The organism is Leptospira barantonii, assembly GCF_002811925.1.
In the GTDB taxonomy this organism is placed as follows: Bacteria; Spirochaetota; Leptospiria; order Leptospirales; family Leptospiraceae; genus Leptospira; species Leptospira barantonii.
Map to the genome: position 1 here is coordinate 78,466 of NZ_NPDS01000008.1, position 26,201 is coordinate 104,666.

Annotated in this window: 24 protein-coding genes; 15 read left to right on the forward strand and 9 right to left on the reverse strand. The window is 43.5% G+C overall.

The window, feature by feature from the left end:
- Positions 1–83: 83 nt before the first annotated feature.
- A complete protein-coding gene (locus tag CH367_RS16965) occupies positions 84–449 on the forward strand; it encodes a hypothetical protein (protein ID WP_100763688.1) in 366 nt (121 codons plus the stop codon).
- Positions 449–1,564: a pyridoxal phosphate-dependent aminotransferase gene (locus CH367_RS16970; protein WP_100763689.1), complete on the forward strand. Its 1,116-nt coding sequence runs from the start codon at positions 449–451 to the stop codon at positions 1,562–1,564. Before CH367_RS16965 ends, CH367_RS16970 begins: the two co-directional genes overlap by 1 nt.
- Before the next feature lie 98 nt (positions 1,565–1,662).
- Here the strand turns inward: CH367_RS16970 and CH367_RS16975 are convergent, their stop codons facing one another.
- Positions 1,663–2,706: a hypothetical protein gene (locus tag CH367_RS16975; protein ID WP_100763839.1), complete on the reverse strand. Its 1,044-nt coding sequence runs from the start codon at positions 2,704–2,706 to the stop codon at positions 1,663–1,665.
- A 143-nt stretch (positions 2,707–2,849) separates the two neighbouring features.
- On the opposite strand from CH367_RS16975, the gene rpmB reads away from it, so the two are divergent.
- The 8 genes from rpmB to CH367_RS17015 are packed head-to-tail and all read left to right on the forward strand — an operon-like array spanning position 2,850 to position 12,901.
- The gene (gene rpmB / locus CH367_RS16980) at positions 2,850–3,134 is read left to right on the forward strand and encodes a 50S ribosomal protein L28 (RefSeq protein WP_100763838.1); all 285 of its coding nucleotides are present in this window, start codon (positions 2,850–2,852) and stop codon (positions 3,132–3,134) included.
- Positions 3,082–3,780, forward strand: a complete 699-nt coding sequence (nth, locus tag CH367_RS16985) for an endonuclease III (RefSeq protein WP_100763690.1) — start codon at positions 3,082–3,084, stop codon at positions 3,778–3,780. The genes rpmB and nth overlap by 53 nt, the downstream gene beginning before the upstream one ends.
- Positions 3,781–3,786: 6 nt before the next feature.
- Complete coding sequence (locus tag CH367_RS16990) at positions 3,787–4,209, forward strand: acyl-CoA thioesterase (protein ID WP_100763691.1); 423 nt, start codon at positions 3,787–3,789, stop codon at positions 4,207–4,209.
- Positions 4,210–4,215: 6 nt separating this feature from the next.
- Positions 4,216–4,671: a peptide chain release factor family protein gene (locus CH367_RS16995; RefSeq protein WP_100763692.1), complete on the forward strand. Its 456-nt coding sequence runs from the start codon at positions 4,216–4,218 to the stop codon at positions 4,669–4,671.
- A gap of 21 nt (positions 4,672–4,692) precedes the next feature.
- Entirely contained in the window at positions 4,693–6,522 is a 1,830-nt protein-coding gene (uvrC, locus tag CH367_RS17000) for an excinuclease ABC subunit UvrC (RefSeq protein ID WP_100763693.1), read from the forward strand.
- Positions 6,523–6,582: 60 nt separating this feature from the next.
- A complete protein-coding gene (locus tag CH367_RS17005) occupies positions 6,583–9,663 on the forward strand; it encodes an LIC11755 family lipoprotein (protein WP_165783320.1) in 3,081 nt (1,026 codons plus the stop codon).
- Positions 9,660–11,078 (forward strand): LA_2168 family protein, encoded by a 1,419-nt coding sequence (locus CH367_RS17010; protein WP_100763695.1) that lies wholly within the window; start codon positions 9,660–9,662, stop codon positions 11,076–11,078. The genes CH367_RS17005 and CH367_RS17010 overlap by 4 nt, the downstream gene beginning before the upstream one ends.
- Positions 11,075–12,901 carry a phospholipase D-like domain-containing protein gene (locus CH367_RS17015; RefSeq protein ID WP_100763696.1) on the forward strand — a complete coding sequence of 609 codons (1,827 nt, stop codon included), beginning with the start codon at positions 11,075–11,077 and terminating at the stop codon, positions 12,899–12,901. Before CH367_RS17010 ends, CH367_RS17015 begins: the two co-directional genes overlap by 4 nt.
- A 13-nt stretch (positions 12,902–12,914) precedes the next feature.
- Here the strand turns inward: CH367_RS17015 and CH367_RS17020 are convergent, their stop codons facing one another.
- The gene (locus tag CH367_RS17020) at positions 12,915–14,174 is read right to left on the reverse strand and encodes an O-antigen ligase family protein (protein WP_341865108.1); all 1,260 of its coding nucleotides are present in this window, start codon (positions 14,172–14,174) and stop codon (positions 12,915–12,917) included.
- Here CH367_RS17020 and CH367_RS21090 point away from each other — a divergent pair.
- Complete coding sequence (locus CH367_RS21090) at positions 14,074–14,280, forward strand: hypothetical protein (protein WP_341865109.1); 207 nt, start codon at positions 14,074–14,076, stop codon at positions 14,278–14,280. The two genes, CH367_RS17020 and CH367_RS21090, sit on opposite strands and share 101 nt — an antisense overlap.
- 69 nt (positions 14,281–14,349) lie before the next feature.
- Positions 14,350–15,660 carry a glycosyltransferase gene (locus CH367_RS17025; RefSeq protein WP_100763698.1) on the forward strand — a complete coding sequence of 437 codons (1,311 nt, stop codon included), beginning with the start codon at positions 14,350–14,352 and terminating at the stop codon, positions 15,658–15,660.
- Between the two features lie 104 nt (positions 15,661–15,764).
- Here the strand turns inward: CH367_RS17025 and CH367_RS17030 are convergent, their stop codons facing one another.
- Both CH367_RS17030 and CH367_RS17035 read right to left on the reverse strand, forming a co-directional pair.
- Entirely contained in the window at positions 15,765–16,826 is a 1,062-nt protein-coding gene (locus CH367_RS17030; RefSeq protein WP_100763699.1) for a glycosyltransferase family 9 protein, read from the reverse strand.
- Positions 16,823–17,425, reverse strand: a complete 603-nt coding sequence (locus tag CH367_RS17035) for a DUF4254 domain-containing protein (protein WP_100763840.1) — start codon at positions 17,423–17,425, stop codon at positions 16,823–16,825. Before CH367_RS17035 ends, CH367_RS17030 begins: the two co-directional genes overlap by 4 nt.
- Positions 17,426–17,553: 128 nt before the next feature.
- Between CH367_RS17035 and CH367_RS17040 the strand changes: the two genes are divergently transcribed.
- Entirely contained in the window at positions 17,554–19,326 is a 1,773-nt protein-coding gene (locus tag CH367_RS17040) for a patatin-like phospholipase family protein (RefSeq protein ID WP_100763700.1), read from the forward strand.
- On the opposite strand, the gene CH367_RS17045 is transcribed toward CH367_RS17040, so the two are convergent.
- From CH367_RS17045 to CH367_RS17065, 5 genes are all read right to left on the reverse strand, one after another.
- Positions 19,309–19,947 (reverse strand): nucleoside phosphorylase-I family protein, encoded by a 639-nt coding sequence (locus CH367_RS17045; protein ID WP_100763841.1) that lies wholly within the window; start codon positions 19,945–19,947, stop codon positions 19,309–19,311. The genes CH367_RS17040 and CH367_RS17045 overlap by 18 nt on opposite strands.
- On the reverse strand, positions 19,937–21,874 hold the full coding sequence (locus CH367_RS17050) for a long-chain fatty acid--CoA ligase (protein ID WP_100763701.1): 1,938 nt from the start codon (positions 21,872–21,874) through the stop codon (positions 19,937–19,939). Before CH367_RS17050 ends, CH367_RS17045 begins: the two co-directional genes overlap by 11 nt.
- Positions 21,875–21,882: 8 nt before the next feature.
- Complete coding sequence (gene argC, locus CH367_RS17055) at positions 21,883–22,899, reverse strand: N-acetyl-gamma-glutamyl-phosphate reductase (RefSeq protein ID WP_100763702.1); 1,017 nt, start codon at positions 22,897–22,899, stop codon at positions 21,883–21,885.
- Between the two features lie 145 nt (positions 22,900–23,044).
- A complete protein-coding gene (recA, locus tag CH367_RS17060; RefSeq protein ID WP_100763703.1) occupies positions 23,045–24,142 on the reverse strand; it encodes a recombinase RecA in 1,098 nt (365 codons plus the stop codon).
- A 219-nt stretch (positions 24,143–24,361) separates the two neighbouring features.
- Positions 24,362–25,186, reverse strand: a complete 825-nt coding sequence (locus CH367_RS17065) for a hypothetical protein (RefSeq protein ID WP_100763704.1) — start codon at positions 25,184–25,186, stop codon at positions 24,362–24,364.
- A 174-nt stretch (positions 25,187–25,360) separates the two neighbouring features.
- Between CH367_RS17065 and CH367_RS17070 the strand changes: the two genes are divergently transcribed.
- Complete coding sequence (locus tag CH367_RS17070) at positions 25,361–25,750, forward strand: HIT family protein (RefSeq protein ID WP_100763705.1); 390 nt, start codon at positions 25,361–25,363, stop codon at positions 25,748–25,750.
- Between the two features lie 32 nt (positions 25,751–25,782).
- A complete protein-coding gene (locus CH367_RS17075) occupies positions 25,783–26,160 on the forward strand; it encodes an LIC11742 family lipoprotein (protein WP_100763842.1) in 378 nt (125 codons plus the stop codon).
- Positions 26,161–26,201: the final 41 nt, after the last annotated feature.

Genomic DNA, 26,201 nt, shown 5'->3' on the forward strand with positions numbered 1-26,201 from the left:
CGATATGTTTTTTTAAGAGGATTAAATTCATAAAAATCGGCTTTCTCTGAGGTTCAACCCTAATTTTAGCCGATTCTAAAAGTATGGAATCTTACGAATTCAATCAGGACGAAAACAGGGAATTTCTAAGTTTAAGCCGGGTTTTAAAACTTGCATCGCTTTCCTTTTTCTGTCTTTCCGGTGTTTCATTCTTTTCGGCTTTTGTTTCCAACGATACGGGTAAGCTCGTTTTGTTTCTCGTTCCGGGAATTCTATTTTTACTGACCGGCCTCTGGAGTTATAGCGCGGGAATTTCCTTTAAAAGAATCACCGATACAAAAGGAGAGGATCTGGATTTTTTACGAATCGGTCTTCGTAGTTTACGAATTCATTTCTGGATTCAGATTTCTTTCGGACTTTTCGCAATTCTATTTCTTTTGGGAGGGGCAGTTCTTACCCTTGTCTCTTGATGGAACCCGGAGAATTCTGGATCGAGGAAAGACTCGAAAAATATAGAAAGGTTGCTCCTTGTAATCTCGGTGAAAGCGGGATTCGAAACATTACCTTGGGAGAACTTCTCAATAAACTGGATCTTGCCCCCGAGATTCTGACTTCGATTTCTCTGGAAGACGCCCCCAATCGAGGAGAACTTTCGCTCAGGAAAGAAATTGCAAAACTTTATCCGGGTTTAAACGCGGATCAGGTTTTAGTGACAACCGGAACCGGGGAAGCGCTCTTCATTCTATTTCACCTTCTTTGTAAAAAGGGATCCGTTGTTTCGTATTTGGATCCCGCCTTTCAAGCGTTATACGAAATACCGAAGATGATCGGGGCGGTGCTCGAACCGGTTTCTCTTTTGGAATATCTGGATCAAAATCCGAATTCCTTTCTTCCCGAATTTTGTGTTTGGGAACTTTTTGCGCGCGGTAAAAATCTCGTAATTTTCAATCATCCTCAAAATCCGTCCGGGCTTTCCTTAAAATCGGAGGAGATCGAAAAGATCAAAGAATTTGCCTCGGAACATCCGGGTTGGATCTTATTCGACGAACACTATCGATTTTTGGATTTTCAAAACGATCTTTCCTGGTCGGGCGCATTACTTACGAACAAAACCGTAACCACGGGTTCCATCACAAAATGTTTTGGTGTGATGGGTCTTCGTATCGGTTGGATCACCGGTCCAAGGGAATTGATCGAAAAGGCGAGATCGTTTAAGGATTATCTCACACATACGGTTTCTCCGATCTCCGAGTTTTTGACGCTGAAGATTCTGGAAAACCGAGAACGTGTGATCGCTCCGATCAAAACATCACTTTTAGAGAATATTCAAACCTTTGAAAGTGTTTGGAAAGAACTTCCGGGGATTGCAACGTTCATTCCTCCCGGTGGCGGCGTCGTTTCCTTTGTTAAGTTGAATGAGAAGATCGTTTCTTCCCAGTATGCGGACGCGCTGATGGATCAATGTGGGGTTTTTGTTTTACCAGGAAGGGACTTTGAAACCGAGGGTTGGATTCGAATCGGTTTCGGGGAAACGCCCGACCGATTTCGTGCCGGAGTCGAACGCTGGAAGAATTTGCGACTCTAAACTTGAATTCCTGTCGGAACAATTCTAAAAAAGAATTCTTGCTTGAACGCGTTTTTTCAAAGTGTTCCGACAAGACTTTCGAAAAAGATTTGCAGAGATCAAAATCCTTTCAGCCAACGATTTGCAAAAACCATCGGATGAACGGTCAAGATCGCGCGTTGAAAAAAACGAGCCTGCAAAAAATCGCTCTTCAAATGAAACTTTCTACCGCCGACCTGTAAAAACTCAGAATCATAGGATTCCTGGGTTTCGCTTTCGATCTTAAAACGGATTTCTTTATTCAAAATCTTGAATATTTGTTCTTTGGCGGAACTCTTCCACTGAAATTCCTGAGGAAACAAATTCCGTTCTTTCAACCAAAGAGGAAGATTCTTTCTTTCTAATTTAGAAGGAAAGAACGTTCCCAAGTAATACGATTCCGGGTTTTCCAAATCCACGTTTTTGTCCGAGGTTTCGCGGAGATAACCCAAGGCATAAAGATCGCAAAACGCAAGTTCGGGAGAATAGGATTCGTCATAAAATTCCTGTTTGGAAAAAGAAGAAACACGGGCGGCTACGTAACGCAATTTGATTTTCTTGGAACTACCGAACGGAATCCAGGAAACCGGAAGCGAAGATTTCCATTCTTCCCAAGGATAAAATTCTTCCCAAAGAACGAGAGAATGAAGAAATAAATGATACGGCTTCGGCGAGGCCGCGCTCATCAAATCCGGAGAATGATGAACCTCCGAAGAATCGGATTCCGCTTTGACAAAAAAATTCTTCCAATGTTTTTCATGAAGAGCCAGAAGCGATTTGTGTAAGAGCTTCCAAATTCGATACTTGGTTTGTTCGGGAAAACTCGAATGGAGTTTTTGTTTCATCCGAACCTTTTGTTTTCCGCCCGCAAACGCGCTCGTTTCCACTTCGACCGCGCCCGCAAATTGGGGAGGAATTCCGTTCTCCAGAGGAAGATTGGTTTCATAAAGAAGGTGCTGGACCTGTTTTGGATCTACGATTTGTTCTTTGGTGAATTCTTCCTGGAGAATGGGCTGTAATCGTCTTTCGATTCGGACTCGTTTGCTCTGGAAGAATGGAAGAAGATTGACCTTCCAAATTCGATCCAAGCGAAGTTGAAGATTTGTAAAGAAGGTTCTAAACATCGGGAAAGGTCTGAGGGTTACTTTTTTGCAACCGGGAGATTCTCCAATGAAAAAAGAAAAAACTTCTTCAAATTCCTTCCTAAACGCCAGAAATTCGGCGGAAAGGTTGACAGAGAAAGGTGCTCATCAATCCTGTCCTTACTATGGCCAGAAGATGTGAAGTAACCGGGAAAGGAACTATCTCCGGGAACAACGTTTCCCATTCCCACATTAAGACAAGAAGAACCTGGAAGGTGAATCTTATCAAAAAAAGAATCTTTTTGGAAGATGAAAACCGTTGGGTTACCGTTCGTCTTTCTACCAGAGCTCTTCGTACTCTGAGAAAAAAAGGAATTAAGGCCGCCATCAAAGATAACGGCGGATCCTTGGGCGTTCTTGCTCCGAAAAAATACGCGGGAATCCAAAAAGCGGCTCCTAAAAAAGCCTGATCCTGCGTTTCTAAAGTGGTTTTCCCGAATCTTTTCTCTTTTAAGAAAAGAATTCGGGGATGTCACAACCCCCCTTCATTTTCAAAAAGACTACGAACTCGCGATTGCGGTGATTCTCAGCGCGCAATGCACGGACGAACGAGTCAATCAAGTCACTCCGGCGCTTTTTAAAACCTTTTCCAGTCTTGAATCCTTTGCGGAAGCGGATCTAAAAGACATAGAGAAGCTGATCTTTTCCACCGGATTCTACCACAACAAGGCAAAGTCGATCCAAGGATTCGCGAAGAAATTGTTAAACGACTTCGGTGGTGAACTGCCTAAAACCATCGTAGAACTTACGAGTCTTCCCGGTTTCGGTCGTAAAACGGCTAACGTGGTTTTGTCCGAAGTGCACGGTCTTGTGGAAGGAATCGTAGTCGATACGCACGTCAATCGTATCTCAAAGGTGCTCGGTCTTACAAGGAAGACGGATCCGGTTCAAGTGGAAAAGGATCTGATGGAAATTCTCCCCGAAAAATATTGGAGGGATATTTCCTTGTATCTGATCTTTTTGGGTAGAAAGAGTTGTAAGGCCCATCGTAGGTTTTGTGAAGAATGTATATTAAAGAAGGATTGTCCTTCGTCCACGTTTGATAACGGAGTTTAGAATCGTATGGAAGTATTTATCGATCAGAAGTTGGAAGGAATGGAACTTGCGACGCAACATATCGTGATGTCTCGGGATTTGAACCAGCACGGATTTCTTTTCGGAGGTCAGATGCTCGCTTGGATCGACGAGGGTTGTGCGATGTTTGTGATGGAAAAGATTCGTTATTCCAATATCGTAACCGTAAGTATGGCGGACGTAGTTTTTAAAAGTCCCGGTCTTTTGGGAGATATCATTCAGATTTTTTCCAAAATCGACAAGATCGGAAACAGTTCGATCACGATTCGAAACACTTCTATCGGTAAAAGTCAAAGCCGCAAAGAATTGAAAGAAATCATCGATTGTAAGATCACTTATGTTTGTCTCGACGAAAACGGAAGACCGTTCCCGTATTTCCGAGATCATTTCGAACTTCAGGATTTGAAGTAATCGTTTATGGCTTCTCGTTTTCCGGTTTCCGTAGAAAAAGAAACCAAACTTTTAGAACTCATGGATTCTCTTCGAGTAAAGGAAGGCGATCTTGAGGAAAGTTTTACGAGAAGCGGAGGCAAGGGCGGACAAAACGTAAACAAGGTTTCCACGGCGGTTCATCTCAAACACAAACCGACCGGGATTGAGGTCAAGTGTTCTCTTTACAGAACACAAGGGCTCAATCGTTATAAGGCTCGAGCGATTCTTTGCGAAAAGTTCCAAGAGGAAAAACGGAAGACCCTCGGTGAAACGAGCGACGAACAAAAAAAAATCATTCGCAACAAACAAAAAAACGCAAAACGAAAGAAGGAAAAGTATTCCAGAAAGAATCAAAATTCTTCTTCCATTCCGCGCGAGACCGAAGAAACTTTAGAAGAAGCGGAAGAGTCTGAATTTTCAGAAGAAGAATCCGATTCTTAACAAATCTCTGCGATCGTTTTTATGCCTGAAATTCTAAATCACACTCTCATCTTGGAAAAGATCAAAAACCTAGGAGCTTCTCCGGGTTGTTATCTTTGGAAATCCAGAAAGGGAGAGGTTCTATACGTAGGAAAGGCAAAGAATCTAGACAAACGGGTTCGCAATTATCTCAAAGAAAATCATCCCGACGTAAAAACCCGCGCGCTTCAACGTGAAATTTTCGATCTGGAATGGATCGCCACGAGAACCGAAAAGGAAGCTCTGATTCTCGAAGCGACCCTGATCAAAAAACACAATCCTCGTTTTAACGTTCGTCTGAAGGACGATAAAAAATATCCGTATATCTGCGTTTCCTTATCCGAACCGTATCCGATGGTTTATATCACGAGAAAACTAAGGGACAACGGGGATCGTTATTTCGGTCCGTATGCGGACGTTCGGTCCACTCGGGAAACGTTAGACATCATCTTGAGAATTTTTCCGGTTCGTAAGACGAGACAGGTTCTTCCTTTGCCGAAACCGAGACGGCCTTGTTTGAACTTCGATATGGGCCGTTGTCTCGGTCCTTGTCAGGGAACGATTCCTGTAGAAGATTATAGAATGATCATAGACCAAGTGATTCAATTTTTGGAAGGAAGAAAAGAATCTCTTGCGACCGACTTGACGATCAAAATGTCCAACGCTTCCGATCGAATGGATTTCGAAAAGGCCGCTCGTTATCGAGATATGCTTCAACGGATCAACAACTTCCGAGAAAAACAAACCGTCGTGAGCACCGAAGGCGGAGACGAGGACGTGATCGGGTTTGCAAGAAAACAGGACGAGGGTCAGGTGATTCTTTTGGAAGTTCGGGGCGGAAGACTTGAAACCAAAAAATCATTTCCGATCCAAGGTGTATTGGACGCGGAAGATTCCGAAATTCTCGGAGCATTCTTCCGTGATTATTATTTAAACGCGGCATTGGTTCCTCCTTCTATTTTTGTTCCGATCGATATTCAAGACGAGGTTTCCGCGGTTATAGACGTTCTTCAGGAAAAGACCGGCTTCCGACCAAAACTAAAATCTCCTCGCACGGGAGATAAACGTTCTCTTTTAAAGATCGCCGAAAAAAACGCGGAGCTCGGACTTACGGAAAGATTGCTCGCGACTCATTACAAGGATCAAACCGCTTCCTTAAAAGAAATCCAAGAGATGTTTTCTTTGGAACGACCTCCTCATATCATAGAATGTTACGATATCAGTCACTTTCAAGGTTCTCAACCGGTTGCGAGCGGCGTAATGTTTGTAGAAGGAAAACCTTTCAAACAAGGTTATAGAAAATACAATATGCGCGGATACGAGGGCATCAACGACCCCGGTATGATCCACGAAGTGATTTCAAGACGTTTGCAAAGAATCATCAACGAAGAAGGTGTGTTCCCCGATCTCATCGTCATCGACGGCGGGCCGACTCAGTTGACCAAGGCTTGCGAAGCCGCGCTGGAGGCGGGAGCGGAAGGAATTCCAATGGTCGGGCTCGCCAAAAAACGGGAGGAAATTTTTTTCCCGGGAGACAGCGAACCGTTTATCTTCGATATGAATTCTCCGGGAATGAAACTACTGCGTCATCTGAGGGACGAGGCGCATAGATTCGGAGTCACACATCACAGGTCCCGCAGAAATAAGGAAACGATGCGTGCTTTGATCCAAGACGTTCCCGATATCGGATTCAAACGAAGTAAGTTGTTGCTCCAACATTTCTCCGGTGAAAAGAAAATCGAGGACGCGACTAAGGAAGAACTTCTCGCGGTTCCCGGAATCGGGGAGAATCTTGCGGAAAAAATTCTGGGACAACTGCAAAAAAAAGAATAAAAAACCCTAAATTTCAAAATGAGAAACGTGTTTCCGAAACCGTACCAGGCGGAGGGAAACATGAAACTCAAAGCCAAGATCGTTCCGATCGTCCTTACTACGATTTTTTTCATCACATTCAATTTTTGTCATGGAAAAGGAAATCCGTCCTTTCTGGTTCCGATCACCGGCCCGGGAGAATTCAAACTATTCTACGAACCTGCTTTTACAGTCGGTCCCGAAATTCCGAAAGAAATTCGAAAAGAATGGAGCGAAACAAACGTTCGCATTCGGACCGCGCCCGGAATCGTTTGCCTATTCAGTGGAGTGGTTTCCGTCTACGGGGTTTCGATCTGCTTTCCGGATGGAAACGCGAACACAGAATTAGAATTACGGAATATTCTTAAATTCTGGAATACGAATTTAGAATCCAGAACGGAACGGGAGTTTTTCGATTTTTCCGCAAACGGAAAAGCCTCGATCCGAATCCAACTGAATCGGGATCTTTTGGAGGATATCAACGAGGATTGGCTCGTTCTTTCCGGATCGAAAGAATTGGATCGTATGCTCGGAAAAGAAAATTTTCCTCCGGAAAACCGAGTCGGTGTCCTTTCTGAAAATTCCTACCAAAGACCTCATTCCACAAATGCGTTTACCGGTTTCAGCGTTTTGGCGACGACGGGCAAACTTAGAATTCTATTTTCGTCATCGGGCATTACTAATTCTGCAAACACTTTGGTCGTTGAGATTCCGGGTGACGTATCGATTCTTTCCGAATTCTTTTTGGAAATTCAAAAGAGAAATTTAGAAATGGCGTCGCTTTGCAAAAACGATCTTCCGTCGTTCAGCGAAACATTCGGAGGAACCGAGTCTTCGATCGGAAGATTTATCGAAATTCATAATCCGTTCCCACATCCGATTTGTTTTCGGGACTTTGTTGTCGAAACGGGCTCGGGCGCTCAATCGCTTGCTAAGGGTCCGCAGTTTTTGATTCCGGGAGAAACGATTCTCAAAACGGAATCGGGAAGTCCGTTGCCCGGAACGGATCTCGTCGCTTTTCCTTGGGGGGATCTCAAAAAACAAGGAACCTGGGTTTTACGGAGCAAGGATACGACTCGTTCTTTTGAAAACCGGGAACGGACCTTTCTCGAAGGAGAACGATACTATTCTTCAACGGGAGAATACTATTCTCTTTGTTTTGACTTCTTCCATTCTTCGGCTTTGGAGAATCTTTGTATGGATCCGGGTTTTGTCTTCTTAGATTCGACGGAGGCCTTGGACCGAAAGAAATACGATCGAACCGTCGGATCGCAGGAGAATTTAGACAAAAATTTTCCCGCTTGCGACGCGGACAAGATTCAGATCGAGGAAGTAAATCTGACCGGACTGAACCTGAACGGAAATCTGGATGAAAAACAAAAGTTTATCGATTTGGAATATTCGGGAACCAAGGAATGTCATCCGAATTTTCTTTCCGTTGAAAGTGACGGAAAGGAGATTCCGATTTGGACTCGAACCAAAACGCTCAGACCCGGAAAAATTTTTACCTTGGGAAAACGAGATTATCTAAAAGAGGAAATCCTGCTTTCCCTTTCCGACTTAAAGGATTTTGAATATAACAATTCGATTCTTTTGAAGGACAGGGCGGCAAAAAGGACGAAGATACTTTCCGAAGCCGTAAATCTTGTTCCCGTTTTGATCGGGAGCGACGCTTCGGTTCATTCTCTTTTATACAAGGAAGGAATTCGTTTACCACATCCTAAAACCGTTTCGGATTCTTTGAGCGCCGAAATTCAAACGACTCATTTTATGAATCCGGGCAAACGAACGTTTGTCGATGATTCTTTTCTGTCACGGCTTGCAGAGATATCCGAAATCTCTTGGATGGGTTCGTATGACGGAACGGTTTCGGTGAGCGGAGACCGTTTTGTGGAAATCGAATCGGCAATCGCCACTTCACAAATTGTGGAAATTCTTTCAGGAAGTAAAAGCTATCGATTTTTAACTTTCTTACACCCGGGCTGGAATGTTTTTTCCATCGGTAAATCGGTTTGTTTTCCAAAGACCGATGTTTGGATCGTTCCCGAACTGAGTCTTGGTACTACAGGTAAGATTCGACTTCTTTCTGTGAATGAAAAATTTCAGAGCGATTGGGTGAGTTGGGACTCTCAGGGAAGAATGGGAATCAGTTCCACTTCTCAAAAAATTCGCAGATCCGCTTCCAGAGTGAAAACGAATTCGGGTGTGCACGTTTGGAAAAACAGCGCTCTTTCCGATTTATCCGAAAGAAGACCGACCTGTGTCGGCACGGAAGCGAGTCCCGGTTTTGAGAATCGAAACCTTCCTTTTTTCTATAAGGAAATTTCGAACGACTTATATTCTATCTTGAATCCGAGGATCAGCTTGAATGCGAACACTTCGAGTTCAAATCAGTATTCGATCCATCTTTACAACTATCTACCGAACATTCTGCTTTCCGCGAACGTTTCCCCGTTTCTAAACGTATGGAGCGAGATCCGATCCGGAATTTTAAGTTCTTTGAATATTCGAAAAGAAGCGTTGAATTACCTGATTCCGATCGGAGCAGAGGATTTGATTTCCGTTCCGGGTTCCTCCGGAATCTTAATTTCCGGAATTTATCCGAATCCAACGGTTTCCGCCAACGAATGGTTTTTTATATGCAATCGAGGTGCTGAAGCGGTGGACGTTCGAAGTTTGGAAATTCGAGACAGTTCCGCATCGGACAAGCTGGTCGAATACTCGTTTCGTTTTGGCGCCAATCTTCCCGAGGGTTGGAATGTTTACAATACGTCCTCGATCGGTTGGATTTTCGCGGATCGGTTTTTAAATCCGAACGAATGCGCTTATGTTCTTTCTCCGAATTTTAAAAACGAATCGGTTCCGTTTGCCTCGTCCGAGTTTCGAAAGATCTATACGATTGACAAAACGACGACGATCGGAAACGGAATCGGAAAGAACGAAGGTTTAGATCTGTTTCAAGACATTCGAGGTGTAACCACTCATATCCACAGTTATGGAAATCAATTTTCTCCGTTTCCATTCGCCTTGGACGCGAATACGGACGAACTGATTCTTTTGAAGGAGAATCGAAGCGGGGATTCCGTATCGGATTACGAAATCAAAAAAAGAGGGAATCTATGAAGCGGGTCTTTGTATATTCCGTATTCTTAATGTGTTTTTCCGTATCGGCAAACGAAAAATCAAACGGGTGGACCGGAGTTTCTTGGATGGGTTGGGGTTTGGGAACGAACGAAAAAACTCAATCCTTTCCTCAAGCGAAGGAGAAACCTCAGTTTCAAGAAACCAGAATGAATTCTTCCTTGTTTCATGGAGAAGTCGATCACGACTTTCATTCGTCCCGTTTAAACTGGAAGGTTCAGGCGGATTTGAGTGTTCTGCCGGAATCCAAGGTTTCTTTTTTTGCGGGAAAGAATCTTTTCTTCGAATTCAAAAAGGAAAACGTCTCCCTCTATTTGGGAAGGGTTCAAGAAGACATAAAAACGTCTTCCTTTCGAGATTGGTTGGACGGAAGCGACGGAGTCGTTCTTAAGGCCGACTTTCAAAAACAAGGAAGAGTGAGAGTCGATCTTTTCGATTTTTATTCCGGTTATTCTTTGTTTGAGAAGAACTTCCTCAAAGATACGATCTTAAATACAAAGAGGATCGAGTCGGATTCGGCGGGGGAAATCGAAGCAAGAAATTCTTTCCCGAAAACATTCAAAAATCGTTATCGTGGAGGTGTAACATACAAATTCGATCTTCCTTATTTGGAGACAGGTTTTCGATTTCAGTATCTCAATCTTCAAAACTGGGGAAGATTTTCGAACGATCTCGGCGCTGAAACGGGAACGGTGAGTTCGGGCGATCGAGATTATTTGATTCATTCTTCTTTGGAGTTGAATACGAAGTTCTCATGGTTTTACGGGTGTTTCACCGGTATTTTGGCGAGAGGACAGGACAAAACCGGTTGGAATCGTGTTCGAAACGCATCGACCATTCCAATTACGGGAGAAGCCGTTTTACTTACGTTAGGCGCATCTCGGAATTTTTGGAAGTTCGAGGTCTTTGGATTTCTTCCGAACCGAGACAAACGAAGCGAGAATGCAGAAGTTCTGGAACTCGGTTTTATAGGAATGGGATCTTCTCCTTCTCCCGTTTTCAGCACGAACCAGAGTTTGGTTTTTTTTCCGTCCGCTTGGATCACGGATAAAGGTCTTGAAAAACAATCCTCGGTTCAAAGTGGAAAACGTCAATCCGCTTGGACGGGAATCAATTTAGAATATCATCAAAGTCTGTTACACTTTCGTTTCTACGCGGCCTCGTATTTTTTTCTCAAAGACTTCGAAGGAAATTCGGGGGCTCTTACGATTTCTCGGAGCGGATTTAGAAAGGAATCATTGAAAGAGGCGATGGTCCAGGCTCTGATTTATTTTCCTTCGGAGACTACAAGGTTTAAGTTTTCATATTTGAAAGTTTCCTTGGGCGGTTATTGGAGCGATTCGGAAACAGCGAAGAAAGAAGTTTTCTTTCAGTTGGGCGCGGGAGTCATTCTATGAGATCGATTCTGAGTTCGTTCTGCGTAAGAATGCCCATTGTTTGGATTCTGGTTTGTGGAAGTTTTTGTACGAACGAAAGGGATTCGAAACCTTTTTGGTTGGCTTTGACCGGGTTTCGAAACGTGGAAACATTCTTCTCTTATCCCGGAAGATATGTGCCTAATTTACAAAAACGGAATGTACGCGAAAAGGTTCTGCGTTTGATAGAGGACGCTAAACTTTCGATCGATCTTTGGGTATATTCTTTTGAAGATCCCGAAATTTTGGACGCATTGATTCGAGCCAATCGGCGCGGCGTTGTGATCCGAATCGTAGCCGATCCGGAGAAAGAATATCCAAACGAGTTTGTAAATCTGGGAATGTTTCGAAGATGGGAACGATCCGGTTTACAACATTCTAAAATACTGATGGTGGATCGAAAGAAAGTGTTTTTGGGTTCCGGAAATTTTACCTGGTATGGTCTTGAAAACGATTTGAACGGTTATGTTTCTTTCGAGTTATTCGATTCGGAAGTAGAGGATTTTTATTCTTTCTTGGAAGAGGATCCGAGAATTACGTCCTTGTATATAGAACCCTTCGAGTTTTATATCTCGCCTTCAAAGGGAAGGCTGATTCAAAATCTTCTTTTGAGGGAAACGGATAGGGCGCAGTTCGAAATTCAATATCTGATCTTTGATCATTTTGATTCCGTCTTAACATCGCGTTTGGCCTTAGCGGATCATAAGGGAGTGGAAGTGCGCGGCGTTTATGATTCTCCCGTGGACGCGGAGGGTAAATATCTTGCGAAAGTTTTGAAACTGCCTCGTTCTGAAATTTTAGGGGATGGAAACGAGGAAACGATTTCAAGCGATTCCTTTGGCAAAGGCGGTCTTTTGCATCACAAGACGATGATCGCGGATCGAAAGACTTTGATTTCCGGTTCGTATAATTTTTCAGTCAGTGCGAGGGACAACAATCGAGAAATTCTTTTTAAAACTTCGGACGCGTCCGTTGTAGATTCATATCTAAAAGAATGGGATCGAGTGCGTGCGAGCGCGATTCCTTTTAGAGTGGATCCGTTTTTACAAGTGGAACCGAATCCGCAAAATCAAGGTTCGTTTTACTTCGGTTATGCGGAAAATTCGATTCCGAACGGAAAGGAACAAATCGTTTGCAGAATCGATTCATCGAAGGAAGATTTTTTGTATTTAGAATCGGGAACCGCGTTTTGGAAATCCATTTTAGAATATTCTTTTTCAAGCGGAGAATCTTGTAAAAACGTTTCCAATTTTACCGCGACGAGCAGTGGGTTTACCGGAAAAAAAACGAATCATCCCGTTAAGACGCAAGGTTTTAGAAAGAATGGAGTTGCTCGGACAAAAAACGGAGAAATTTTGTTTTCCGGAAATCAAAGCGTCGGGCCGAATGAACTTGACGGTTTCCGAACAAAGCCGGTCCATTTATTCTCTCCTTCGTATTATTCGATCCAATCCGGAAACGTATTCTTTCCTGAAGAATTATCGAACGTCGATTCTTTACATCCGAGTTCGATTCTATTGTATCAAAAGGGAAACGGTCCCAATCCGATTTCTTGGAGTCAGAACGGAAATTATCTTTCCGTTACCTCGAATGCGACGGAAGGGATATTCTTTTTAGAATACGAATCTTTTTATCTGAGTTTTTGTTTTCATGAATATTCAAAAAAGGGAATGGAATACGCGGAGCTGATCGAAGAAATTCTTTCCTACCGGGAAAGTGAATTGGTTCCTGCGACGCATTTTGAATCCGAAAAAAGGCCGATTCAAAACAGAACGGATCTTGGGACTTACTGTTATCGTTATTGAAGGAAGTTGAAAATTACCGCGCGACTGTAGATTCTTCTTCTTTGGAAAAACGTAAAAAGAGTCCGCAAAGAATCCAAAAAAGAATCACGACCTCGTCGTCTTGGAAGTAACACTGAAAAAGACCCGAAACAAAAAAGCCGGATAAGCCGAAAAAATACAAGGTTTGTTCATAGGGAAGTTTGTTCGTAATCAGTTTCCGATACAACGCGGTCCCGAATAAAATAAAAAGTACAATCGCAGGAAAACCGAAAACGGCAAAAAGGTGAAAGTAATCGTTGTGCGCGTGTCCTCTTTGAGTCGTTTCGTAAAAGTAGTAGAGTTCTCTGTGTGTTTCGGAATGTTCCATTCTCGACTTTTCGATTTCTCGATTGTAATTTCCAGGACCGACACCCGTGATCGGATGTTCTTCGATCAATGGAAATGTGGAATCCCAGATAAACGTTCTTCCGGAATCGGTATGCTTTTCTTTTCCGAAAAGGGGTTCGGTGATCTTTTGTCCGGCCTGTGTAAACGAAAGTCCGATTCCGAGGATAAGAAGAAACGCGAGCGTTCCTCCAACAAAGAGAAGAATTTTTGCGGATGGCAATTCCTTTCGAACGATTCCCAAAACAAGGAAGGCGGTCGCAGAGGAAAAGATCGCTCCCAACATAGAGGAGCGCGCGTTGTTTAAAAAGACTACGTAAAGAAATACGATCAGAACGATTCCTTGGAGAAACGCCTTTTTAAAATTCTTATCAAAGAATGATTTTAAAAAAAGAAACACGGGAACAACGAAGAAGAATTGTAACAAACCGCCGAAGGTAAGGTGCGTGTTCATAAGCCCGATCGGAAGATATAAGGACAAACCTCCGATACTTCCCATCGGATGTGTGAACTTCCAATTTGCGGAAACCCGATACAAATCGCTGATCAATCTGGAAAGTCGGATGGGAGAAAAGCTCGAGATAAAACCGGTTACGAGCAGGATCCAAAAAAGAATATGAAGCGCTTTCAGGACCTTTGGGAATTCTTCCTTTTTTAAGTTCCACGCGAGAATCAATCCGATGAAAAGAAAAATGTCCTTGAGTTCGGCGTTAAACGCCGTTTTGGCGTAGGCCCGAAAACTTTCTTCGCGAAAAGAATGGATGAGAAAATCACCTAGATACCAACCGAAGAATAAAACTCCGAGGACGATCACCGGTTCTTTCCAGAAACCGGAAGTTTTCGAAGCGGGTAAGGAAAATAAAAATGCGAGCACCAAGAAACCTTGGCTGAGGGATACGGAAAGACCAATTGTTACAATGCTTGCGCAGAATAAAAAAAGAGTGATTTTTCTAAGACGTTCGGGCATCTTCTCTAATCGATTGGAACCCAGATTTTATAAAACCTGGGAATTGTAAATTCGATATTTTCTTTCAATCGATTTGAAACATAGGATTCCGGCGCGTCCGTGAATTAGGAGATCTTTGATGAGAGTTCTTTATTTTTCCGATACCTTTCTCCCGAAGGTGGACGGTGTCGCGATTTCCATGAAAAATTTTGCGGATCTTCTGGCAAAAAGAGGACATTCTTTTATGATCTGTTGTCCTCGTTACGGCGAGGGTGACTTTGATCAAATCGGGGACTCGATTCGGATCGAAAGATTTCGAAGCGGTTATCTGCCGAGTTATCCGGATATCAAGGTGGTTCTTCCTTCGCCGTCAAAAATCAAAAGAATCATCAAGGAATTCGAACCGGATCTGGTTCACATTCATACGCCGGGTCTTCTCGGTCTTTACGGAATCAATGCGACTGAAAAATACGGGATTCCTACGATCGGAACCTATCACACCTTGATGTCCGAACAGGACATGTATCTCTCCTTTTACAGACTTTTAAAACTCGATAAACTTTTTTTAAGAGCGAGCAAATCCGAAAAAAAACTGAAGATGAAGGATCTGAGTAAGATCGAAAAATTCGATAAGTTTAATATTCGAAAAAAGATCATTCTTAAAATTTCGAACAATATCTACGACCGTTGCGATCTCATCATTTCTCCTTCACATCTCATCGAAAAACAACTTCGCGAGTTCGGTATAAAAACGAAAATTGCGGTGATCTCGAACGGGCTCGATCTGACCAGTTTTAAAGGAACGATCAAACAACTTTCCGCGGCGCCGAAACTCCTTCATGTGGGGAGAATCTCATACGAGAAAAATTGCGACGTCATCTTAAACGCTTTTAAACTCATTCACGATGAGATTCCGGATTCCACTTTGACCATTATCGGAGATGGACCGGCGCTCCCGTCCTTAAAGATACAAGCTCAGAATCTGGGTCTTGAAAACGCGGTAACCTTTACCGGATTTATCAAACGAGAAGAACTTCCGGAAGAATATCCTAAATACGATCTATTCTTAACCGCGTCTACGATGGAAACTCAAGGGCTTGTGATTTTAGAATCCGTAGCCTGCGGTTTACCTGCGGTTGGCGTGGATTCTTTTGCGATTCCGGAACTCATCCACGATGGTAGAAACGGATATATCGCAAAACCGTTCGACGTAAAAGGAATCGCGGAAAAGTCGGTTGCAATCTTAAAAGATTCGGCCCTTTACGAAAAGTTCTCTAAGGAATCGCTCAAGATCTCTAAAGGTCACGAAATGATGGCCTGTGTGGATAAGATGGAAGAGGTTTATAAAACCGTGGCGAGCGTTAAGAACAAAAAGAAACGAAATACTCTGATCAATATGCTCTTTTCTTTACCGGATCCTTTGGATCAGTTCTTAAGATATTTCGAATAAACGAGATTGCCGAACGCGCCGAAGTGTTGTGACGGGTATAGGTCGTGCGACACATTTTGATTTGTGTGATCGCGGTGCCGCAATCCTTCGGAACTTCGAAAGAATCAAAAAAGAGTATTGATATTGTAAACGACCCGGATTCTTTTGATGACGTCTTCGGGTTGAATCCATTCCATACAAGCAAAGTCTTTTCGATAACAGGTCGTGTTTCCGTAGATACTGCAAGGTCTGCAGGGTAAATTATCGATTTGTAATACCCCCGAATCCTCTTGTCCGAAAGGAGCAAAGCCGGAATAGGGATGTGTGGTTCCGTAAATTCCGATCACGGGTCTTTTCAAAAGAGCGGCGATGTGCACGTTCGAAGAATCCATTCCGATCATAATGTCCATCTTTTCCATGATCCCGAGTTCCCCTCGGATTCCGAGTTTTCCACCCGAAACGATCTTTAAAGAATCTTCAAAACCTTGGCTCCATTCCGCGAGAATCTTGGATTCCTCTTTGGAACCGAACAAGAAAATCTTAACGCCCGGGAATTCATCCAAAAGAAGTTTGAGTAGGTTTCTGCTTTTTTCACGAGGCCATTCTTTGAGCGCGTGTCCGGCAAACGGAGCAAAGCCGATATAAAGACTTTCCTTTTTTTGAATATTCTGAGATTCGAAAAATTCTTTTGCGAACATCTTGGATTCCGGATCGACGTTGATCCAAGGTCCTTTTCTCACGGACGCCGGATAACCCGCGTTTTCAAAAACCCTGAGATAACGATCCACGGTATGCGGGAGGGGATTTAGAATTTTTCGTTTCTGACGGATTTGTCTGAGTTTTTCCTTTCTTCCCTTTACGATTCGATAAACACCGATTCCTCGAATGGAAAAAAGCAAGCTGATCAAACGGGAACGAACGGAAGAATGAAGATCGATGATCTTTTCATACGGACCGAGTTTGTTGATTTCCTTAAAAAGACGGTATAAGCCCGCGATTCCACGGTAACGTTTTAGGTTAAAGCCGACTACGTTTACGTTCGGAATATTGTAAAAGAAAGGAGCGTAGTTTCCCCGTGTAACGATCGTAAGTTGGATGTTCGTATATTTGGCCGCGATCGCTATGATTGCGGGCGCCATAAGAGCTACGTCTCCCATGGCCGAAAACCTCATGACTAATAGATTCATGATTTTTTGGAATAGAGGGATGGGTTCAAAGTTTGATCGTTGTACATCTTCATCTGACGATAGACCTTATAGAATTTATCCCCGCTCTTCAGGTCTTCCAGTAGTTCGTCCAAACACTTGGAAAGATCGATTCTTTGTTCGAGTAGGACGTCCAACTTGCGTTTGCAGGTTTGGATATGATTCTCATCCACGTCCTTTCTCTGGGTTTGTTCTTCCATGTGATAGATTTTGAGTTCGAGGATGCTCATGCGGTCGATGAGCCAAGCCGGGGTTTCCGAGTTCATTTTCGCGCCGGGTTTTTTGGAAACGTTTTGAAATTCCGCGGAAATACGGTCGTCTAAAATTTCAACGAGATCGGTGCGTTCCTGATTGAGTTTATCGATTTGTCTTTTGAAACCCACCAGTTCCTTGTCCGGAAGGTCCGGTCTGCGAATTTCGTCTTCCACGTGCCATTGGATGGTATCGATTTGATTTTTGCTGTACAGGATCGATTCTATGCTATCGGACGGGAACGGATTCGGGGAAGTCGCTTCCTTTTTATGCCAGTCAACCACGGATTGACGAAAAACGGATACAACTGAGTTCGCTTTCAAGGTCATTGTGTATAACTTTGCGCGGTAAGCCAGAAAATCAAGAGAAAACATTCTCAGATATGCGATTCAAACGGTTGGTGCTTCGAGAAATCCTTTACTTTCTCGTCCTATTAAAATAGAGTCACCTGCGTTTTATGGCACGAAAAATTCATCCTGAAATTCTGAAATTTCTTTCCGGGATATCCTTGTTTCAAAAATTATCTCCGGCCGTTCTGACTCGTATCTATCAAAACATCGAGGAAAGGAACGTTTACAACCACGACGTGATCTACTTTCGAGGCGATATATCGGATAAGCTATTTATAGTTCGACACGGCGAGGTGATGCTTACTTTCGGAGAATCCGGAAAAGCGGTTAAGTATTTGGGCGAAGGAGAATTTTTCGCGGAGAACAGTTTGATGACCCGGACGCAACACGGCGGTTCGGCGATTGCGGTGATGGACACTTTGTTGTATGTTCTTGACGGACATTTCTTTTTGAAGCTCGCCGAGAAGGAACCGATCCTTTCCGGCAATTTGATTCGATTGATGAGCAATCGATTTCGGGAACATCTGGAACCCGAAGACAAACTGAGTTCTCTTCCGAGAAGGATGATCTGTCACGTTCCTTTGGAAGAGGTTCAAGGTTATAAGGAGAAGTTAGACGCTATCGTGAAGATAGGCGGGTATTCTCACGAAGGAAAGATGACCTTGGTTCCCATGGAATCCTTCGAGAAGGTAAGCATTCAGGATGCGATTCGAAAACTTTCTCTTTTACGAAATCAGTTTCCGGTCATTCATTTATATTTTCAACACGCGGGTCTGAAGCCGGAGTTGGATAAGTTGCTCTTACAAGCGGATCAGATCGTTTTCTGGGAGGACAATCCGGAACGAAATCAAAAGAAAAAAACCGAAATCATCACTTACTTCCGTTCGAGAATCCGCAACTTCGCGGGAAGAACGATCCGTTATGTGGACTCGGTCAATTCCATTCGACCGGAAGACAGCGTAAAACATCAGAAAATCTTTCATAAGGAAGAAACATTCTCCCGCTATCTCGTGTCTAGAACCAGAGGACTCGCGTTAGGTGGAGGAGGTGCAAGAGCGTTAGCTCACGTAGGACTTCTTCGAGTATTAGAAAGAGAGAATATAAAAGTGGATCTTGTTTCCGGCGCATCTTTCGGAGCGGTGATCGCGGCCTTGTATGCGCGAGGAGAAAACACGGATACGATTCAAAAGATGATTTATAAGTTTTTCGGAGGATTGGATAAACCTTTCGATCCTACGGTTCCTCTCGTTTCCTTTTTTAAAGGAAAGAAAATGAATCGAATGCTGAAAGATGCGTTCGGTTCCGCCTTGATCGAAGACTTAAAAATTCCGTTCGTGACTTCCGCCGTGGATCTTCACAGCGGAGAAGAATACATCATGGACCGAGGTCCGATTTGGGAAGCTCTTGCGGCGGCGATGAGTTTGCCAGGAATGTTTCCTCCCGTATTTCACGGAGATCATCTGCTCGTGGACGGAGGAGTCATCAACAACGTTCCCGAAAATTTAATCCGACAAAGAGGAGCGGACATCGTTCTTTCCGCGAACGTTTCCCCTTTGAGAGACGAAGCCATCGTTCGTCTATTGGAGGATCGAAAGGTCACGGGAAAATCGTTCTTCAAAAATTTATGGGAGGACTTAAAGTATCCGCCCATTCTAAAGATTATGGGAAGAGCGATCACACTCGAAGGAAGGGAAATCACGAAACTCAGAAAGGATAAGATGGATTTGTTCATCAACCTTCATATAGAAGAATTCTCCTTTTTCGATTTCAATAAGTTTCGTGAAATCATCCGAAAGGGAGAAGAGGAGACGGAGAATCATCTCGAAGAGATATACGGCCTCTTTTATCCCGGAAAAAAATATTCAAAGAAGAAACGATAAAAGAAATTCCTGAAGTCGGGCCGATTCCCTTTTGTAGTTGAATCTCCATTCTTCGCTACCGGAAGGCCCGACAGTGTTAGTTAACGCAAAAAAAGAATAAAGAGGAATTCCGAAATCTCGGCAAACTTTTGCGAGTCCGAAACATTCCATGTTTTCAAAACCGAGATCGTGTTCTCTCAGATATTCGAGGGCCTTGCCGGAAACATTTTCAATCGTGATCGATCCGGTTGCGTTGGTTTTTGAAATCAGGATTTCTTCCATTGACGTAAATTCGAAAGAATGTGGGAACTCATACGAATCGGGAACGATCTCCGGAACTCGAACCTTTCGTTCCAACTTTGCAAGTTCCTGATTTTCGATATGATTCGAAAAACCGAATCGATCTTTCCAAAAGCTGGGATGAAGCCAAGGATAAACGCCGGCCGAACCGACAAATAGAACCTGAGTAGGCAGTTCCAAGTGTTTGTTTTGGTGTTCGAGTAAAAATCTTTGAAGACGAAGCCCCGCTTCCAAATTTCCGATGCCACAAAGAAGAGCGGGATACTTTCCCGATTTCGAGATCAGATCCAGTTCGTCTGCGATCGCGGAACATATTAGAGTTTTTGCAGGTTCAATCCTCATCGTTTTCATACATGGATTGTATCACGTTATTGTAAAGTGAAAATACCACGTTTCGTTTGAGTTTCATCGTTTCGGTCATTTCTTTTCCCTTTTCGAATTCTTTGGGAAGAATGTGGACGTGTGCGATTTTTTCGAAGGATTTAAAACCCGCTCTCGTGGAAACTTTATCCTTTACGATATTCTTAAAGAATACGCTTACTTCTTTGGATGAATTCCATTCGTTCGGATCTTTCGGAATTTTCTTTCCTTGTGCGGAGAATTCTTCCTGAACCCGATCGTAAAACGGAACGATCAAAACTCCTAAGTTCTTTCGATCCTGACCGACAACGATGACTTGATTGATGAATTCCGATTCGGTAAGTTTTGCTTCGATCGGTGCCGGTTCCAGATTCTCACCTCCGGAAAGAACGATCGTATCCTTTGCTCTTCCCGCGAATTTCAGTTCTCCCGTATGGGTCCAAGTGAGAATATCTCCGGAGTCGAGCCATCCATCTTGCAACGCCTTGGCGGTTTTTTCGCGTTCTTTGTAATAGCCAACGGTTACGTGCGGGCCCTTGTGCCAAGCGACTCCCTTTTCACCGGGAAGACTTACGATTCTTCCGTCTTCGCCCACGAGTTTGATCGCGGTTCCGGGTAACGGAGCGCCGATCGCGCCATTCTTCGGAAGTGGAAATTCTCCGATCGCTCCGATTCCGGTGGTTTCCGTCATACCGTACGTTTCTATGATCGGTATTCCGGCGCTACGAAAGAAAAATTGAATGTGAGAAGGCATAGCACCCGCGCCGCATAACGCGAATCTCATCTTTCCTCCGAAAAGATCCCGCACTCTTTGCAGAATTTTATAGGAAAGAATCTTAACGGGATAAAGAGAAAGAAGAAGGACGCTCGCGACAAAACGATCCATAACTTTTTGATTCGGATTTTCCGTATCGGTAGTCGCGTAAGAATCTCGGATCGTATCTTGAAGACTTGTAGTAATCGCGGCCATTCTTACCGCGAAATGAAAGAGTTGTTGTCTAAGAGGAGGAGACTTCCGGACCGTATCGTGAATTCTTTTGTAAAGACCTTCCCAAAGTCTCGGAACCGAAACAAGAACGGTCGGTTTTACTTTCTGCATATCCGCAGGAATCGTAGGAACCGAAGAACATGCCATGGACGCTCCCCAAGCGATGAGAGTAGTTTCCAAAAGTCTTTCCGCGATATGCCAAGGCGGAAGAAACACGATGGTTCTATCGTTGCAGGAACCTGGAACAAATTCCTGTAGTTGATGGATTCCCCAAGTAAAACTTCTGTGATTCAACATCACACCTTTCGGAGCTCCGGTCGTACCGGAAGTATAGATGATCGTTGCGAGATCCTTTCCGATCAATGTTTCTCCTCTTTGAACGTACGGTTTGTCTCCTTTTTTCATTCTGGATTTTTCGCCTTCTAAAAGCGCTTCTTCTAAAAAAACGAATTTGATTCCGGAAAGTTGTACACGTGCGTTTTCCAAATCCTTCCACTTGGAAGGAGGATCGATGAGAAGAATCGTCTTTACGTCCGCCAAACTCGATTTGTCCTCGAGTAATTTTTTGAGAACCTTTTCGTTTTCTAAAAAGAGAACCTTCGCTTCCGAATGTCCGAGAATGTATTTCAGATCATCCAAGGTTGCGTCGCATCCTCTCGGAACGTCCACACATCCGATCGTAACTAGCGAAAGAGAACATAGAGACCATTCGTATCGGTTGTCGCAGATAAGCCCGGCCGTGTTTCCTTTTTGCATTCCGAGATCGATCAAGAACATGGAGAGGTTTTTTAGATTTTCATACCAATCCTTATAAGAGATTCCGCGAAAGTCGCCGGATTCTTCCCGAATCCAATACATGGGTCGGTCCGCATAAACTACGGAAACGTCCTTAAGAAGATGATAAAGGCTCGTCTTTTCCATAAATTCGATTAGGGGAGGAGTCCCAGAGTTTCCCGGGTTCCGGTCATCAGATTGATGTTTTGCAACGCCTGACCCGCCGCACCTTTGACCAAGTTGTCCAAGGCGGCAACGATGACTAACGTGTTTCCTCTTCTACGAACGCTGATGTCCAGGAAGTTCGTATGTTGGATTTTTTTGAGTTCGATCTCTTCCGGAGTATTTAAGATCCGGATAAACGGTTCGTTTTGGGAAGAATTTCTCAAAACTTCGATCGGGTCCCGCGAAGGTTCGGCGTCCAATTCCAAAAAGATCGTGGAAAGAATTCCTCTATAAACCGGAAGAAGATGGGGCGTAAAGATCACTTCGGGTTCTGCTAAACCGGACTTTGCGTAAACGTATTCTTTGATCTCCGGTTCGTGTTGATGGGTAAGAACCTTATAGGCACGAAAGTTTTCATACACACCCGTATAAGAAAATCCAGCGTCTTCCGTTCTTCCACCCGCGCCGGAAACTCCCGATTTGGAATCCGCTACGATCCGAGGTCTCAGATTTTTTCTGAGTTCGTTTAACAAAAACACGGGAAGAATCACCGAAGTGGAAAAACAACCCGGGTTGGAAACGAAGTCCGCGTTTTTCAGTTTATCCCGAAAGATTTCCGGAATTCCGAAAACCGCCTTGTCCACATACGAAAATTTCGTATGTTTTAGTTTATAAGATTTTTCTAATATTTCTTGATCGTGAAGTCTATAGACCCCGGAAAGATCGATCACTTTATGACCGGCGTCCAAAAACTTCGGTGCGGATTCCACGGAAACTTCGTTCGGAACCGCAAGAACCACCAAGGATTTTTTAGGAACCGCGTCCTCGTGTTTATGAAATGTGAGATTTTTTGGAAACGGAATTTCGGGAAAAACTTCGGAGAGGGTTTTGCCCGCGAGTTTATCGCTCGTGATATGTACGACTTCGTGTTCCGACTGATGAGAAAGAAGTGAAAGTAATTCCTTACCGGTTAAACCGCCCGCTCCTAAGATACTGATCTCCGCCATAATCCTCGTTATCTTTTATAAGATTCGTTTTTTGTGTTTCTTATAGAAAGATTTTAATTCGGGGAGAATGCTGTAACTAAAAAAAACGCCGGGTGATTTCTCATCCGGCGGTCAAGGGTTCCTAAAAAGAAAGCCAGTGGGTTACTTAGCCTGCGGCCTGCTCCAATTTTTCCTCTTTACGAGGTTTTTTATTATCTTGAGCCAGCAAAGGCAGACTGTTCAGATCTCTTACCATGTTCTCCACGGTGAAAGCGATCTCGGGATTATTTTTGAGGTATTCTTTAGCCGCCTCTTTTCCTTGCCCGATCTTTTCCGTATTATAAGAATACCAGGCTCCGGCCTTGCTAATGATATCATGTTTCACACCAAGGTCAACCAGAGAACCTTCTCTGCTGATCCCTGCGTTGAAGATTATGTCAAATTCTGCCTGTTTAAAAGGCGGCGCACACTTGTTTTTCACGACTTTGACACGAACCCGGTTTCCGACGGATTCTTCCTTTTCCTTGAGGGTTTCGATTTTACGGATGTCCAAACGAACCGAACAATAGAATTTCAGAGCGTTTCCACCCGTGGTCGTTTCCGGAGAACCGAACATAACCCCGATTTTCATCCGGATCTGGTTGATAAAGATAACTACGGTTTTGGATTTTGCGATCGTTCCGGTTAACTTTCTGAGTGCCTGGGACATGAGTCTTGCTTGTAAACCCATGTGAGAATCTCCCATATCTCCTTCGATTTCGGCTTTTGGAACCAAGGCCGCTACCGAGTCGATTACGATCAAATCGATCGCGTTGCTTCGAACCAGGGATTCGCAGATCTCAAGGGCTTCTTCTCCGTTGTCCGGCTGAGAAACCAAAAGTTCGTCGATATTCACTCCGAGTTTTTTTGCATAAGAAGGATCTAATGCGTGTTCTGCGTCGATAAACGCCGCCACTCCGCCTCTTTTCTGAGCTTCCGCAATCGCCGAAAGGGTAAGAGTGGTTTTACCGGAAGATTCCGGTCCGTAGATCTCTACAATTCTACCGATCGGATAACCGCCGATTCCGAGCGCGATGTCCAGATCCAAAGAACCCGAAGGAATCACTTGCACGGTTTGTTTCGCCGCATCGGATCCTAATTTCATGATCGCACCTTTTCCAAATTGTTTTTCAATTTGGCTCATCGCTTGCTCGATCGCTAACTTCTTGGAATCGTCTACGTTCTGAGCTTCTTCTTTACTTTTCTTCATAATACCTTCTCCCATGTTTTCTGCCTCCTTCCTTTACGGTTCTTGGCAGTGGCGCCGCGGAGTTGTAAGCGGCTTACTTTTTAGTATAGTTCTTGATCCGGACAAATTTTGGTCTCAAAAACTAAAAAAACAAATCTGATACGATTTTTTTCGAAAACTTAGGTTTATGTCACCCGGTTTTCTATGGGCAACTCTAAATTATATGTAATTATTTGTATAGCAAAAATTTGAGTATTATTGAGAAAGAATCGATTTTTTTTCTTCATCCAAAGTCTTTTGAGCCTGGACCGCCTTGCGAAGGGTTTCCTTGTTTCTCAGAAGAAAACTTCTAAAGAAAAGAATCGTAAGAATGAGCGCACCCAAAGAGAGAAGAACGCCTAATGTCCAACGAAGCCAAAAGGAAACCGCGGTTTGCGAAGGAAAGAAGAATAACGTGCCGTCTATCAAACGTAGTTTTTCGCAACCCTGGCATTTTTCGTTCTTACTTCTGAAGAACGAATTCAATTCTCCCAAAGAAGTTTGATTTTCGATCTTCCACTCCGGAGTTTCCTGAGAATAGAGAAGCGTTTCGTCTTCGGAAAAATAAAAAAACGAGGAGGCGAGTCCCGCCTTTGGGAATTCCACGGAAGGAATTCCGGTTCTTCTTCCCAGATAAAAATCGATATAATAATCCTTAATTTGAAAGTTACGGGTTTGAGAAAGATTCGGAAATTCCGATCCGAAAGAAACCATCGTAAACAAAGTCGATTTTTGATTTCGAATTCGAATCCCGCCCAGGTTCGGAATTTTTTTGAATTCGGTTCTTAAGAATTCTTGAGAAGGAAAAGAAGACGTTTCCAGTTTCGGAGAAAGAACCTTTTTGAGATAGGATTCCAGTCTGGATTCTTCCTCTTTTTTCCAAACAGGAATCGATTCGATCAGCCAGGATTTTTCCACCGAAGCGGGATCACCTAAGAATCGTTTGAGAACGGTGAATCTCTGCGAAAGAGCGGAGGTTTCCGCGTTTGCGGAAGAATTCCAAAGAAAGAATAGAATGGAAAAAAGATAAAAACGTTTCATAGGATTCCTAACAAAAAAGAACGGACTCAATTCTTGTTCGGTTTCCTCTATCTGAAAAGAATAAATTCTTTCCGAATCGTTTTTTTAAACGGTCCTTTGTCTCTTGGGAGCATTTTCTCCTATACAATAGGAGAATCTTTGAAATAATCATAGAAACCGATTTTAGGTCCTTTCATGTCCGATTGTCCACTTTGTAAGTTCCATCAATCCGGAGACGACTCTGAAATTCTTTTCCGTTTCGGAGAATTTTCGGTCCGTCATTCCGAAGAAGAAAAAAAACTCAAAGGGTATCTTTATATAGAACCCCGTTCTCATTGGACCTCGTATCAAGATTGGTCCAAGGATGCGTTCTCCGATTTCGGCAAGGCGCTCGAGTTTGCGACCAATTGGATCTATAAAAACCATTCTCCCGTTAAAGTGTATACGGTGACGGTTTCGGAGATGGTTCCTCACATGCACTTCCACTTGATTCCGCGTTATTCCGAAGAATTGAAAGGGGTCGATTATATTCGACTTGCGCTTCAGGGAAAATTGCCCGATCAGAATTACATTCGAGATTTATAATGGACTTGTTTAAAAAAATTGGAGGAAAGTATATGAGAGTTTTGAAATCGAGAAACATTCTGCTTTTGGCGCTTGTTTCCTTTTTGCTGAGCGGTTGTATCTATAGGGATATTCGAGTTCCCGGTCTGGGTACGAATTATACTCAATATTTGATCTCATCGGATGATTTTCAAATTTTGGGAACCGTGGAAACCGAAGGGGTTTATACGTCTTGGTTGATGCTCGTGGTTACGGGTGAAACCGGTTATAAAGAATTGCGCGATAAATCCAAAGCCATGGGCGGGGACGAGATCATGAACTATCGTTTCGAAGTCGAGGAAACGAGTATTCTTTTGGTCGTTTGGAACCGGGTCAAATGGAAAGCAACGGCTCACGCGATCAAATACAGGGAAAAAATCAAAAAGCCTTAAGAGGAAAAACTAAAGACTCCGAGAAACTTCGGAGTCTAAAA